General features: G+C 66.1%; 13 protein-coding genes. All 13 read left to right on the top strand.

Going from position 1 to position 14346, the window contains the following annotated elements; translation table 11 throughout:
- Position 1: 1 nt before the first annotated feature.
- The gene (gene flgJ / locus V3B46_RS09370; RefSeq protein ID WP_329891767.1) at positions 2–1201 is read left to right on the top strand and encodes a flagellar assembly peptidoglycan hydrolase FlgJ; all 1200 of its coding nucleotides are present in this window, start codon (positions 2–4) and stop codon (positions 1199–1201) included.
- 8 nt (positions 1202–1209) lie between these two features.
- Positions 1210–3090 (top strand): flagellar hook-associated protein FlgK, encoded by a 1881-nt coding sequence (gene flgK, locus V3B46_RS09365; RefSeq protein ID WP_329891766.1) that lies wholly within the window; start codon positions 1210–1212, stop codon positions 3088–3090.
- Positions 3087–4289, top strand: coding sequence for a flagellar hook-associated protein FlgL (gene flgL, locus V3B46_RS09360; RefSeq protein ID WP_329891765.1), 1203 nt, complete (start codon positions 3087–3089; stop codon positions 4287–4289). The genes flgK and flgL overlap by 4 nt, the downstream gene beginning before the upstream one ends.
- 32 nt (positions 4290–4321) lie before the next feature.
- The gene (locus V3B46_RS09355; RefSeq protein ID WP_329891764.1) at positions 4322–4567 is read left to right on the top strand and encodes a hypothetical protein; all 246 of its coding nucleotides are present in this window, start codon (positions 4322–4324) and stop codon (positions 4565–4567) included.
- Positions 4568–4685: 118 nt separating this feature from the next.
- Positions 4686–5891, top strand: coding sequence for a flagellin (locus V3B46_RS09350; RefSeq protein WP_235650474.1), 1206 nt, complete (start codon positions 4686–4688; stop codon positions 5889–5891).
- 72 nt (positions 5892–5963) lie between these two features.
- Positions 5964–7196: a flagellin gene (locus tag V3B46_RS09345; protein ID WP_329891763.1), complete on the top strand. Its 1233-nt coding sequence runs from the start codon at positions 5964–5966 to the stop codon at positions 7194–7196.
- An 86-nt stretch (positions 7197–7282) separates the two neighbouring features.
- Positions 7283–8497, top strand: coding sequence for a flagellin (locus V3B46_RS09340; RefSeq protein WP_329891762.1), 1215 nt, complete (start codon positions 7283–7285; stop codon positions 8495–8497).
- A 441-nt stretch (positions 8498–8938) separates the two neighbouring features.
- Entirely contained in the window at positions 8939–10357 is a 1419-nt protein-coding gene (fliD, locus tag V3B46_RS09335; RefSeq protein ID WP_154263455.1) for a flagellar filament capping protein FliD, read from the top strand.
- Between the two features lie 128 nt (positions 10358–10485).
- The gene (gene fliS, locus V3B46_RS09330; RefSeq protein WP_005409561.1) at positions 10486–10902 is read left to right on the top strand and encodes a flagellar export chaperone FliS; all 417 of its coding nucleotides are present in this window, start codon (positions 10486–10488) and stop codon (positions 10900–10902) included.
- Positions 10899–11192, top strand: coding sequence for a hypothetical protein (locus V3B46_RS09325; RefSeq protein WP_262228495.1), 294 nt, complete (start codon positions 10899–10901; stop codon positions 11190–11192). Before fliS ends, V3B46_RS09325 begins: the two co-directional genes overlap by 4 nt.
- Positions 11189–11767 (top strand): PilZ domain-containing protein, encoded by a 579-nt coding sequence (locus V3B46_RS09320; RefSeq protein WP_010485910.1) that lies wholly within the window; start codon positions 11189–11191, stop codon positions 11765–11767. Before V3B46_RS09325 ends, V3B46_RS09320 begins: the two co-directional genes overlap by 4 nt.
- 91 nt (positions 11768–11858) lie before the next feature.
- On the top strand, positions 11859–12491 hold the full coding sequence (locus V3B46_RS09315; RefSeq protein WP_010485918.1) for a response regulator: 633 nt from the start codon (positions 11859–11861) through the stop codon (positions 12489–12491).
- 438 nt (positions 12492–12929) lie between these two features.
- A complete protein-coding gene (gene rpoN, locus V3B46_RS09310; RefSeq protein WP_329891761.1) occupies positions 12930–14339 on the top strand; it encodes an RNA polymerase factor sigma-54 in 1410 nt (469 codons plus the stop codon).
- The last annotated feature ends 7 nt before the right edge of the window (positions 14340–14346 follow it).

The raw sequence follows: 14346 nt of genomic DNA, 5'->3' as shown, positions 1-14346 counted from the left end.
TATGCGTATCAATCCCGCATTCGATCTGCACCCGGCGCAACAGAACGATCCGGCCAAGATCGACAAGGTCGCGCGCCAGCTGGAAGGCCAGTTCGCGCAGATGCTGGTCAAGAGCATGCGTGACGCCAGCTTCGGCGACTCGCTGTTCCCCGGCGAAAACAAGATGTTCCGCGAGATGTACGACCAGAAGATTGCCGAGGCGATGACCCGCGGCAAGGGCCTGGGCCTGTCGGGCATCATCAGCCGGCAGCTGTCCGGCCAGGCCGCCGAGGGTCCGGCGCTGGATACCCGCGTGGACCCGGCCAAGGCCAGTCGTGCCTACCAGCTCAATGCGCCGTCCAAGCCGGCACCGTCGCTGCCGCTGGAAGACGGCAGCCAGGCCGTGCGCCTGCTGCAGCAGATGGCCGCCGGTGCGCAGCACGGTGCACAGGCGGCGGTCGCGCCGATGGAACAGGCCCTGGACCTGATCGCCGGGCGCGAGAGCAGCAGCATGCACCGCTCGCTGGGCACCGACGATCCGTACATCGGCAGCCTGCAGGGCGAGGACTGGGCCGCCAACAGCGACCAGTGGTCGGCCACCGCCAGCAATCGCGGCACCGCAATCAGCCCAGCCGATGCGATGGCCACCCGCACTGCCGTCGCCCAGCTGGGCGAACACACCCCGGAAGGTTTCGTCGCCAGCATCTGGCAGCACGCGCAGAGTGCAGCCAAGGAACTGGGCGTGGATGCCCGCGCCCTGGTCGCCCAGGCAGCGCTGGAAACCGGCTGGGGCAAGCGCCACATCAAGCATGCCGACGGCAGCACTTCGCACAACCTGTTCGGCATCAAGGCCAATGGCTGGAACGGCCAGCGCGCCGTGGCCGGCACCCATGAATATGTCGATGGCGTACGCCGCAACGAGACCGCCAGCTTCCGCGCCTACAGCTCGCCGGCCGAGAGCTTCGCCGACTACGTGCGCCTGCTGAAGACCAGCCCGCGTTACCAGCAGGCCCTGCAGGCCGGCACCGACGTGCAGGGCTTCGCCCGCGGCCTGCAGCGCGCCGGCTATGCCACCGATCCGCGCTATGCGGCCAAGATCGCCGCGATCGCCGGCGGACCGACCATCGAGCGCGCCGTCAGCGCCGCCGCCGATGCCGGCTCGCGCCGTGGCCAGACCTTCGCCAGCACCGCAACCGCGGCGCTGGGTATCACTCGTCGTTGAGGAACCCCATGTCCAGCGTACTTTCCACCGGTACTGGTGCCCTGCTCGCCTTCCAGCGTGCGTTGGCAACCACCAGCCACAACGTGGCCAACCTCAATACCCCCGGCTACAGCCGGCAGAAGGTCAACTTCGCCACCGCTGATCCGCAGAACTACGGCTACGGCACGGTCGGCAACGGCACCCGCATCACCGACATCCGCCGCACCGCCGACCAGCTGGCGATCTCGCGCCTGCTGGACAGCAGCGGTGAACTGGCGCGCCTGAAGCAGCTCTCCGGCATGGCCGACCGGGTCAACTCGCTGTTCTCCGACGCCGCCACCAACGTAGCCGGCGTCTGGTCCAACTTCTTCGATTCGGTCAGCGGCCTGTCTTCCAATGCCTCCGGCACGGCCGACCGCCAGAACATGCTCGATGGCGGCAAGGCGCTGGCCAACCGCTTCGTGCAGCTCAACACCCATCTGAACAACCTCAACAGCGAGGTCAACAACGGTCTGCTGGCCGGTGCCACCGAGATCAACCGGCTCGCGCAGGAAATCGCGCAGATCAACGGCGCCATCGGCACCAACATCGCCACGGCCGCACCCGACCTGCTCGATCGTCGTGACCAGCTGATCACCCAGCTGATCGGCTACACCGGTGGCACGGCGGTGATCCAGGACGGCGGCATCATGAATGTCTACACCGCCGGCGGCAATGCCCTGGTGGTGGGCACCACGGCCACCAAGGTCACCACCGTGGCCGACCCCTACCAGCCCGAACGCCTGCAGCTGGCGCTGGAAACCCAGGGCAACACCATCCGCCTCGATCCGAAGGCCGTTGGTGGCCAGATCGGTGGCCTGATGGAGTTCCGCGACACCGTGCTGACCCCGGCCCAGGCCGAGCTGGGCAAGCTCGCCGTGGGCCTTGCCGAAACGTTCAACCAGGCCCACCACCAGGGCGTGGACATGTATGGCCAGCTGGGTGGCGACTTCTTCAATATCGGCAACCCGCGCGTCACCGCCAACAACAGCAATACCGGCACGGCCAGCCTCAGCGCGACCTATGGCGACCTGGGCAAGCTGGACGCGCAGAACGTTGTGCTGCAGTTCGATGGCACCAACTGGAAGGCCAGCCGGGCTGACACCGGCGCCAGCGTGCCGCTGACCGGTTCGGGCACCGCTGCCGACCCGTTGATGATCAACGGCGTCAAGCTGGTGGTCGGCGGCACGCCGTCGGCCAATGACCGCTTCCTGCTGCAGCCCACCGCAGGCGTGGCCGGCAGCATGGAGATGGCCATCACCGATCCGTCGCGTATTGCCGCCGCGGCTGCGGTCAAAGGCGCGGCCGCGACGACCAACACCGGTACCGGCAAGTTGAGCGGCGTGACCGTGACCGATGCGAGCAACGCCAACCTGCGCAATCCGGCGGCCATCGTGTTCACCTCGGCCACCACCTACACCATCGATGGTGGCCCGCCGCAGACCTACACCCCCGGCCAGACCATCAGCGCCAACGGCTGGAGCTTCGTGTTGGACGGCGCGCCGAAGGTCGGCGATACCTTCAATATCACCCCGACGCCGGCCGGTTCCTCGGACAACAGCAATGCCGCCAAGCTGGCCAAGGTCGAGAGCGCCAAGGCGTTCAACGCCGGCACCGTGACCCTGAACGGCGCACTGGGTGGCCTGACCACCCAGGTCGGTGCCGCGGCCCGTTCTGCCGAGTACTCGCTGGACGCCCAGCTGGTGATCAACGACAAGGCGCAGGAAGCGCGCGACGAAGTGTCCGGCGTGAACCTGGACGAGGAGGCCGCCGACATGCTGCGCCTGCAACAAGCCTACCAGGCGGCTTCGCAGCTGATCTCCACCGCCGACAGCATGTTCCAGACCATCCTTGGAGCCGTCCGCCGATGAGCAGCCGCATCTCCACCAGCATGATGTACAACCAGTCGGTGTCGCTGATGATGGCCAAGCAGGCCAAGCTCAGCCACCTGGAGCAGCAGATCGCCACCGGCAGCAAGATCGTCAGCGCCAAGGACGATCCGGTCGGCGCCGGTGCCGCCGTGGGCCTTGATCGCAGCCTGGCCGCACTGGACCGGATGAAGCTCAATGCCGGCAACGTACAGAACCGGCTGGGCGTGCAGGAAAACACCCTGGCCCAGGTCAATGATCTGATGGGCCGGGTAAACGACCTGACCATCCAGGCCAGCAACCCCGCGTTGAGTGCGACCGACAAGAAGACGCTGATCACCGAGCTGAACCAGATCCGCGACGGCCTGCTGTCGCTGGCCAACGCCGAGGACGGCACCGGCCGCTATGTGTTCGGCGGCACCAACGATGGTGATCCTCCGTTCGCCAAGATCAACGGCAAGGTTGTCTACCGCGGTGACCAGACCCAGCGCCAGATCGAGGTCGGCCCCGATACCTACGTCCGCGATGCCCTGCCCGGCAGCGAGATCTTCATGCGCATCCCCACCGGCGACGGCTTCGTTGATGGAGCTGCCGCCGCCGGCAATACCGGCAACGGCGTGCTGACCAACATCACCCGCGATGGCAGCGACAGCTGGAACGGCCAGAGCTTCAGCGTCCGCTTCACCGCCGCCAACCAGTACGAAGTGCTGGATGGTGCGGGCAATGTGACCGGCACCGGCACCTACAAGGCCGATGACGATCTGGAAGTGAACGGCGTACGCCTGCAGATCACCGGTGCGCCTGCCGCAGGCGACAGCTTCAACGTGAAGCCGGCGAGCAGCCGCGACATCTTCGACACCATGGACAAGCTGATCACCGCGCTGGATGCCGACACCGGCACGACCGCGAAGATGAGCGCACAGCAGAACGAGCTGCAGAGCGCATTGCGCGACGTGGCGCGGGCGTCGGAGCGGATGATCGACTCACGTGCAGCCGGCGGTGCACAGCTGAAGGCGCTGGACAATGCCGCCGACATGCGTGAGGCCAACAGTGTGACCCTGAAGACCACGCTGTCGCAGATGCGCGACCTGGACTATGCCGATGCGCTGAGCCAGTACCAGCTGCAGAGCACCGCGCTGCAGGCGGCACAGACGATCTTCTCGCAGATGCAGTCGATGTCGTTGTTCAACAAGATCCGCTGACAGCTCTCCCACATCAGCCCTGAAAGGCCGCGATGCCCTGCATCGCGGCCTTTTTCGTTTCTGCGGTCCATTGCCAAGGCACGCGCCAGGCGGCCTCCCAGGGATTTTCCGTGATTGCCCATCAAGCCCGGCTGGCCCCCGCCGATACCTTCATCAGCGCTGGTTGGGCTTGCCCGGCCGCCCCTTCCGGGGTCGCCTTCACGCCCCTCCAGGGCTGGAAAACCCCGGAAAAACAGCCTCTGGCAACGAATTACGGCTCCAACGGAATTCACGGCTAAAGGTTGTTGACAAAGCGCCGTTATTCATTTGGCAACAACGAAGCACACAGCCACACAAAAAAACAGGCGGCGCTTCGTTTCATTCACCAACGGGTTCCATATAAGAGGAGACGACCCCATGGCACAGGTAATCAACACCAATACGATGTCGCTCAACGCTCAGCGCAACCTGAGCACCAGCGGCAACTCGCTGGCCACCACCATCCAGCGCCTCTCGTCCGGTCTGCGCATCAACAGCGCGAAGGACGACGCGGCCGGCTTGGCGATCTCGGAGCGCTTCAGCACCCAGATCCGCGGCCTGGACGTGGCCATCCGCAACGCCAACGACGGTATCTCGCTGGCCCAGGTCGCCGAAGGTTCGCTGAGCGAAGTCGGCAACAACCTGCAGCGCATCCGCGAACTGGCCGTGCAGGCCTCCAACGCCACCAATTCCAGCAGCGACCGCAAGGCCCTGCAGGCCGAAGTGACCCAGCTGGTCAGCGAAATCGACCGCGTCGCCAAGCAGAGCGACTTCAACGGCACCAAGCTGCTGGACGGCTCGTTCACCAGCCAGCTGTTCCAGGTCGGTGCCAATGCAGGCCAGGCCATTGCGATCAACAGCGTGGTGGATGCAAAGGCTGAATCGCTGGGTGCCACCACCTTCGTCGATGCCGGCAAGATCACCCTGGACAACGCTGCGGTGGATGCCGCCGCCGGCAAGATCGTCGGTGTCAAGGTCGGCGCCATCAACGTCGGTGATGTCTCCTTCGACTACACCGCCCCGGGCGCCGCAACCGGCCCGGCGCTGGCTGCGATCCAGAAGTCCAACCAGGACAACGCCACCAAGGCACTGGCTGCAGCCCTGAACGGCAAGATCGGCGAGACCGGCCTGCATGCCGCAGTGTCCGCCACCGCCGGTGAGATCACCCTGACCTCGGTCAAGGACGAAAACACACTGGCCAGCGTGACCGTCCAGGCAGGCGCCACCCCGGCCAACCTGAACACTCCGGCCGCCGGCACCACGGCCGCGCATGTCGCCGACATCAAGATCGACTCGGTTGCCGGCGCCCAGCAGGCGCTGGAAATCGTCGACAAGGCCCTCGAGTCGGTCAACAGCGTGCGCGCCGACCTCGGCGCGATCCAGAACCGCTTCACCTCGGTGGTGGCCAACCTGCAGACCTCCTCGGAGAACCTGTCGGCATCGCGCAGCCGCATCCGCGATACCGACTTTGCCAAGGAAACCGCCGAACTGACCCGCACCCAGATCCTGCAGCAGGCCGGTACGGCCATGCTGGCCCAGGCCAACCAGGTACCGCAGAACGTGCTCAGCCTGTTGCAGCGCTGACATGAGCCGCCCCCGGGGCACGTCGGGGGCGTCTAACCCAACTCACGTGCAACCGCTCAAGGACCTCTCCTCATGGCACAAGTCATCAACACCAACACGATGTCGTTGAATGCTCAGCGTAACCTGAGCACCAGCGGCAGCTCGCTGGCCACCACCATCCAGCGCCTGTCCTCCGGTTCGCGCATCAACAGCGCCAAGGACGACGCCGCTGGCCTGGCGATCTCCGAGCGCTTCGGCACGCAGATCCGCGGTACCGACGTCGCCATCCGCAATGCCAACGACGGCATCTCGCTGGCCCAGGTCGCCGAAGGCTCGCTGTCGGAAATCGGCAACAACCTGCAGCGCGTCCGCGAGCTGTCGGTGCAGGCCGCCAACGCCACCAACTCGGCCAGCGACCGCAAGGCACTGCAGGCCGAAGTGACCCAGCTGGTCTCGGAAATCGACCGCGTCGCCAAGCAGTCCGAGTTCAACGGCACCAAGCTGCTGGACGGTTCGTTCTCCAGCCAGCTGTTCCAGGTCGGTGCCAACGCGGGCCAGGCCATCGCCATCGACAAGGTGGTCGACGCCAAGGCTGACGCGCTGGGCAATGCCACCTTCGATGCCAACAAGGTGACCATCGCCGCTGGCACCGTGGCCGCAGCCGACGCCGGCAAGGAAATCACCTACTCCGGCCTGTCCATCGGCGGCGGCAGCCTGGCAGCACCGGTCAAGATCGCCGACGTCAAGGTCACCTCGACCGGCGACGCCACCAAGGACCGCGCCGCCCTGGTCTCGGCCGCAGTCACCGCGATCAACGCCAAGATCGGCGAAACCGGCGTGTACGCCGAGGTCGATGGCGCCACCGCTGGCCAGATCAACCTGACCTCGGTGAAGGAAAGTGTCGGCAAGGACGGCAAGTTCAGCGCCATGACCGCCACCGCTGGCACCAGCGCGGGTATCACCGGCTTCGACAGCGCCGCTGCCACCGCCAGCACTGCCGCTGCCCCGGGCAAGCTGCTGAAGGACGTCGACATCAGCACCGTGAAGGGTGCCCAGCAGGCGCTGGAAGTGGTCGACAAGGCGCTGGGTTCGATCAACAACACCCGCGCAGACCTGGGTGCGATCCAGAACCGCTTCACCTCGGTCGTCGCCAACCTGCAGACCTCGACGGAAAACCTGTCGGCCTCGCGTAGCCGCATCAAGGATACCGATTTCGCCAAGGAAACCGCCGAGCTGACCCGCACCCAGATCATGCAGCAGGCCGGTACGGCCATGCTGGCCCAGGCCAACCAGGTGCCGCAGGGCGTGCTCAGCCTGCTGCGCTGATCAGCACCTTGATCGACCACCGGGCGGCGGCTGAGCTGCCGCCCGGCTCCTGAAATACGCATCACCTCCGCCAAAGGAAAAGCACCATGGCACAAGTCATCAACACCAACACGATGTCGTTGAATGCTCAGCGCAACCTGAGCACCAGCGGCAGCTCGCTGGCCACCACCATCCAGCGCCTGTCCTCCGGTTCGCGCATCAACAGCGCCAAGGACGACGCCGCTGGCCTGGCGATCTCCGAGCGCTTCGGCACCCAGATCCGCGGTACCGACGTCGCCATCCGCAATGCCAACGATGGCATTTCGCTGGCCCAGGTCGCCGAGGGTTCGCTGTCGGAAATCGGCAACAACCTGCAGCGCATCCGTGAACTGTCGGTGCAGTCGTCCAATGCCACCAACTCGGCCAGCGACCGCAAGGCGCTGCAGGCCGAAGTGACCCAGCTGAAGTCGGAAATCGATCGCGTCGCCAAGCAGTCCGAGTTCAACGGCACCAAGCTGCTGGACGGTTCGTTCTCCAGCCAGCTGTTCCAGGTCGGTGCCAACGCCGGCCAGGCCATCGCCATCGACAAGGTCGTCGATGCCAAGACCAGTTCGCTGGGCGACGCCACCTTTGCCAATGTCTACAAGGGCACCAAGCTGGGCGTCACGCCGGCGCAGCCGGGTCCGCCGCCGGTTCCGGCAGTCGACACCGACAAGGCCACCGCTGACATGAGCATCGACAAGATCACCGTCAAGGTGACCGACGCCGATGGCAAGGCAACCGACGTCACCGTTGGCGCCTTCACGATCAAGGCCGGTGAGTCGATCACCAAGAGCACCGCCGCCGCCATCAACGCCAAGATCGGCGAAACCGGCGTCCAGGCTTCGGTCGATGACGCAACCATCAACCTGACCTCGGTCAAGGCCGGCCAGACCTTCAGCCTGTCCTACGCGACCGCTGCCAACGAAGCGGCCGTGGGCCTGACCGAGACCAGCACCGATGGCGGCACGCTGACCGGCGCCACCTCCAGCAAGCTGGACAACGTGGACGTGTCCACCGTTGCGGGCGCACAGCAGGCCCTGGAAATCGTCGACAAGGCGCTCAGCTCGATCAACAACACCCAGAACCGCTTCACCTCGGTCGTCGCCAACCTGCAGACCTCGACGGAAAACCTGTCGGCCTCGCGTAGCCGCATCAAGGATACCGATTTCGCCAAGGAAACCGCCGAGCTGACCCGCACCCAGATCCTGCAGCAGGCCGGTACGGCCATGCTGGCCCAGGCCAACCAGGTGCCGCAGGGCGTGCTCAGCCTGCTGCGCTGATCCACGGCAAGAAGGTTCCGCTGCCGCCGGTTGAATACGGCGGCAGCGGCAACCCGGAAGCCACGGTGCACGAAGGCGCGGGCCATGCCCGGCCCGGGAACACTCCCGAACCGGCTCGGCATCGCCCGCTCCTGCGGACCTCTCTTTCAGCGCTGTACCTTTGACTGTACGTACCGGGCGGCTTCGTCTCCCCCCGATTGTCAGTAGCCTGTGCCCTCCCCTGCATTGGGGGAGGGTTTTTTGCAGGCTCCCGGCAGCCCGCGGTGATTCCTCCCGCAACCTGCCCCAAACCTCCTGCAACCTGCGTGCCAGAACCTGCGCCAGACCATTGGCACGGCGCATGCATCAACGAAGTCCTCAAGACCCAGCGGCGCAGGCCGCTATTTTCGTTGACGACGGGCCACCGCACGGCGGCTGGATCCGAATACCAGGAGAAACGACGTGGCAGACTTTGGATACGGTGGCATTGGCTCGGGACTGAACATCTCGGACATCGTCAACCAGCTGGTCGCGGCCGATCGCAAGCCCGCCGACAATGCACTGAACCTGCAGCAGTCCAAGACCAAGTTGCAGCTGTCTTCGATCGGCACGGTCACCGCCGCTTTCGACAAGCTGAAGACCGCGCTGACCGCGCTGAAGGCCACCACTGCCTTCGACACCCGGACCGTGACCGCTACCGGCAAGGCCCAGCCCGGCAACACCGAGGATGTGCTCACGGCATCGGTGGCACTGTACGACCTTGGCACGACCAAGGGCGCTGCCGCCAACGGGACGCATCTTGTCGAAGTGAAATCGCTGGCCACCGCCCACAAGCTGATCGCCGACACCTCGGTGCCCAAGACCGATACGTTCGGCGCCGGAACCTTGACGTTGACCGTTGGCGTCGGCGACAAGGCCAAGACCATGAACGTGGAGGTGGAAGCCGGTGACACGCTTACGACCATCCGCAACAAGATCGATGCCGCTGGACGCAAGGAAGGCGTGCAGGCCACGCTGATCAGTTCCGGCGACAACCAGTACCTTTCCATCGCGCAGGAGAAGACCGGCGCGGCCAGCGCAATCAAGCTGGAATATGGCGGCAGCGACCCCAAGCTGACCGCCCTCGTCGGGAGCCTGAAGGAAAATACACCGGCCGCCGACGCCGAACTGACCATTGATGGCGTAAAGGTGACCAGCGCCAGCAACACCGTTGCAGACGCCGTTCCGGGCCTGACCCTGAACCTGAAGACGACCGGCAAGAGCACGGTGGTGATCAGCACCGACACGGCTGCCGCCACCAAGGTGATGCAGGACTTCGTGACTGCATACAACGCCGCTCTGGCGGCGATCAACAACGAGACCAAGTACGACGCCAAGACCAAGGAAGCTTCGACGCTGACCGGTGATGCGCAGATGCGCGGCGCCACCGCCCAGTTGCGCTCGGTCATGTCCGGCGTGCTCAAGTCGCTGGCGGGCGACAGCCTGGATGCCAAGGCGATTGGCCTGCAGACCCGCGGCTACCCAAACGCGGATGGCACCTTGGTCCTGGACGGCACCAAGTTCGCAGCGGCGCTGGCCAGCCAGCCCGAACGCATCCGGCAAGCCATCACCGGCGACAAGGGCGGCGCGGGGGAGCTCTACACCCTGGTGGATGGCTATGTCAGCACCACGGTCGGCAAGGAAGGCGCGTTCGTCGCCCGTACCAAAGGCCTGAACAACACGCTTGATGGCATCGACAAGCGTCGCAAGGCGCTGGACGTCCGCATGAAGGGCGTCGAGGAACGCTACAAGAAGCAGTTCCTGGCGCTGGACAGCCTGATGGGCAAACTGCAGCAGAGCAACACCGCATTGCAGCAACAGCTCGCACAGCTGAACCGCTAAAGGACTGCGTGCAACGCTCAAGTTTGGCGTGTAACGCACCGATAACGGACGCAACAGCAATCAACGCCGCACCGCCGGCAGCGGTCCCCACGACCGCCCGGCGGCACCACGCGCAAGGAGAATCACGAATGTACGGTTCCAGCCGTCAATATGCCGAGCAGTACCGCCAGGTGGGAGTGACCAGTGCGGTCGCCGATGCTGATCCGCACAAGCTGGTGGCGATGCTGCTGGCCGGCGCCCTGGAGCGCGTGCGACGTGCGCTGGCCAGCCTCGAGCGTGGCGACCAGGCCGGCAAGGGCAAGGCGATCGGCGAGGTCTGTGCGATCGTCGGCCACCTCAACGGCTCGCTGGATCATGAAGCCGGCGGCGAGATCGCCGGAAATCTGTCGGCGCTGTACGACTACGTGCTGCAGCGCCTGACCGAGGCCAACCTGCACAACGACCGTGCCGCGCTGGATGAGTCGCTGCAGCTGCTTGGCGAGATCGACAGCGCCTGGAATGCGATCCCGCAGGAACAGCGCCGCCCGGCCGCGGTGGCGCCATGAGCCTGCACGAACTGCACGCCCAGCTGGACGCCTTCGAGAAGGCACTGGGCGAAGAGTCGCTCGACCAGGCCGACAGCCTGCTTGATGGTCACGACAGCGCCCTGCATGCCCTGCTCAGCCAGCCGCTGACCGCCGCCGATCACGCACCGCTGACCGCGCTGTTCGAACGCCAGCAGAACCTGCTCGGCCTGCTCCGCCAGCGCCGTGATGCCGTCGCTGCACTGATGAGCGATGGCCAGCGCTCCCTTCGCGCGGCGCATGCCTACCTGCAGGCAGAATCACTCGCATGACCCAACTGCCGACCACGTCGCTGCATCACCCGGCCGAAAGCGAGCTGTTCGACGAAACGCTCAGCTGCGAGCTGGCCTTGCCGGCCGAGTTCCAGGCAGGCAGCGCCGCCGGTCGTACCAGCAGTGCCGAAGGCCTGCTGCGCAGCCTGGCCCTGGTCGAGGACAGCCGCGTCGACGAGCACGACGACCGCAATGAGTCCAGCCTGCAGCTGCAGCGGCTGGAAGCCAAGCTGGATCTGGCGATGGTGCTGCTCGGCCGTCTGGTACGCCAGCAGGGCCAGGAGCTGACCCTGCGCCCGGTGCGCTGGTCACGCCGCGGCATCCGTCTGCAGCTGGGGCCGCGCAGCGGCGCCAGCCCCGGCCAGGCCGGCCTGGTGCGCCTGCAGCCCAGCGACTGGCTGCCCGACCATATCGACCTGCCCGTGGAAGTGATCGCCGAAGCGGCGGACGGTGGCGGTGGTCACTACCTGTGGCTGCGTTTCCAGCGTCTTGGCGATGGCCTGGAGATGGCAATGGAGCGGCATCTGTTCCGCCTGCATCGCCGCCAGGTGGCCGAAGCACGCCGCGCCCGCTGAAACCTGCCACCATGGCGGAGGATGGGCAACCCTTGGCGCGCCCGTTCAGCTAAGTTAAGGTGGACTCCCCTCACGGACCTTCAACGTGCCTGTGCGAGTTCTCATCGTCGACGATCACACCCTGGTCCGCGCCGGCCTGGCGCGGCTGCTGCAGGGGTTTGCCGACGTGCAGCTCGTCGCCGAGGCCAGCAATGCCGAGCAGGCACTGCAGCTTGCCCTGCAGCACGCCCCGGACGTGGTCCTGATGGACCTGTCACTGCCCGGCCGCACCGGCCTGGAAGCACTCAGCGACATCCGCCTGCGCGCGCCCGGCACGCGGGTGGTGATGATGACCATGCACGACGACGCCGCACACGTGCGCGATGCACTCGATCGCGGGGCGGTCGGGTTCCTGGTCAAGGATGCCGCACCGCAGGAGCTTGAACTGGCGCTGCGTGCCGCGCACGCCGGCCAGGTGTTCCTGAGCCCGCAGATCTCCGCCAAGATGCTGGCGCCGATGCTCGGTCGCGAGAAACCCACCGGCATCGCCGCACTGTCGCCGCGCCAGCGCGAGATCCTGCGCCGCATCGGCAAGGGTGAGAGCAACAAGGAAATCGCCGCCGACCTCGGCATCAGCGTCAAGACGGTGGAGACCCACCGCGCACGCATGATGGAATCACTCGGCTGCCGCCGCGCCAACGATCTACTGCTGCTGGCCGCGCGCCACCAGCACGAGTTGGAGTAAGCGCGAGCCTCGGCGGCGCGAAACGATGGCTGGGTAGAGTGGGCTGTTGGTAGAGTCGACTGCCAGTCGACTTGCGCGCGGAGCGCGGGACTTTTCCTTCGTCTGATCGAAGAGCAGTCGACTGACAGTCGACTCTACCGGTGATCGTCTCTATCGACAGCCGACGCAGCCAACCCGCACCCAGCGACGAATTCCCGTCGCCCTGACACTCCCCGACAGGAATCCGTACACGGCGCAGCCCGATCAATCCTGGCCTTGCACCGGAAATCAGCAACTTAGCGGCGATCATCGTCAACATTCCGCGCCAATGTAGGGAATACCCCTACACCCTGTCAGGACATTCACGAAGCCCCTCAGGAACCCCCTGATTCCGCCCCCGCCGGATCAAAAGCAAGATGCGTTCCACAAGGCGCCGGGGAGCGGTGCCGGGGAACCACGATGAAGGCTGCACTCTCGACTCAGCTGGGCCAACAACTTCACCTCACCCCACAGTTGCTGCAGTCGATCCGGCTGCTGCAGCTTGATGGCCTGCACCTGGAACAGGAAATCCAGCGCCTGCTGGACTCCAACCCGCTGCTGGAGATCGAAGAGGCTGAAGCACCCACCGCCGAGGCCACCGAGGCCGTCGCCACCACGCTGGAAACCGCTGCGTTCGACGAACTGCCGGAGTCTTCCATGTGGGACGTGGCCGGCGCCAGCTGGCAGGACGGCGACGACGACCGCATGGCGCGCATTGCCGCCGGCGAATCGACCGACCCGCAGCTGCGCGTACTGCAGCGCTTGTCGCTGGACATGGACGACCGCCAGCTGGCCGTCGCAGCATTCTGGCTCGATCACTGCGACGAGGCCGGCTACCTGCAGGCACCGCTGGACCAGTTGCAGCTGCTGGCCAGCGCCCAGTTCGACATCGCCGCCGACGGCGTCGAAGCCATCCGCCAGCAACTGCTGCACGGGGAACCTGCTGGCATGGCCGCGCAGGACCTGCGCGAAGGCCTGCAGGCGCAGCTGCGCAGCCTGCACGGGGTAGTCCCCGCCCGCCACCTGGCGGCACGCATTCTCGATGGCGCGCTCGACGCGCTGGCCGCCCACGACTACCCCGCCCTCGCCCGCCTGCACGACGCCGAGATCGACGACGTGCGCGAGGCGGTGCGCCTGATCCTCTCGCTGCAGCCGCGCCCGGGTGACAGCCTGCTGCCCGAACGCAATGCCGTGGTGGTGCCGGACGTGGTCGCCTGGCACGCCGATGGGCAGTGGAAGGTAGCGCTGAACCCGGCCACCAGCCGCCGCGTCTCGATCAACAGCCAGTACGAACAGGCCCTGGCCGAGACCAGCGAGGCCGCACCGGCACTGCGCGAAATGTTGCAGGAAGCGCGCTGGTTCAGCCGCGGCCTGTCGATGCGCTACGACACCCTGCTGCGCACCGCGCGGGTGATCGTCGAGCGCCAGGCCGCGTTCCTGGTGCGTGGCGAGGAGGCCATGGCGCCGCTGACGTTGAAGGAAGTGGCCGAGGAAATCGGCATGCACGAGTCCACCGTCTCGCGCATCACCACCGGCAAGTTCCTGCAGACCCCGCGCGGCACCTTCGAACTGAAGCACTTCTTCGCCGTGCGCCTGGAAGGTGCCAGCGTCTCCGGCCAGGCCGTGAAGGCCATGGTCCGCCGCCTGATCGACGCCGAACCGGCCGGCCGGCCGCTGGCCGACGAGGCCATCGCCGGCCTGCTGTCGCGCCAGGGGGTGAACATTGCCCGCCGAACCGTCGCAAAATACCGAGAACAACTGGACATCGCCCCGGCCCGTGAACGGCGCCGGCTTGGCGCCAGGCAACCGCAGCTGGCCCGGGTGGGCTGAAAAGGAT

Source organism: Stenotrophomonas sp. SMYL11 (genome assembly GCF_036320005.1).
In the GTDB taxonomy this organism is placed as follows: Bacteria; Pseudomonadota; Gammaproteobacteria; order Xanthomonadales; family Xanthomonadaceae; genus Stenotrophomonas; species Stenotrophomonas maltophilia_A.
Note: the sequence above shows the minus strand (reverse complement) of the source record. Positions and strands in the feature narration are given on the sequence as shown.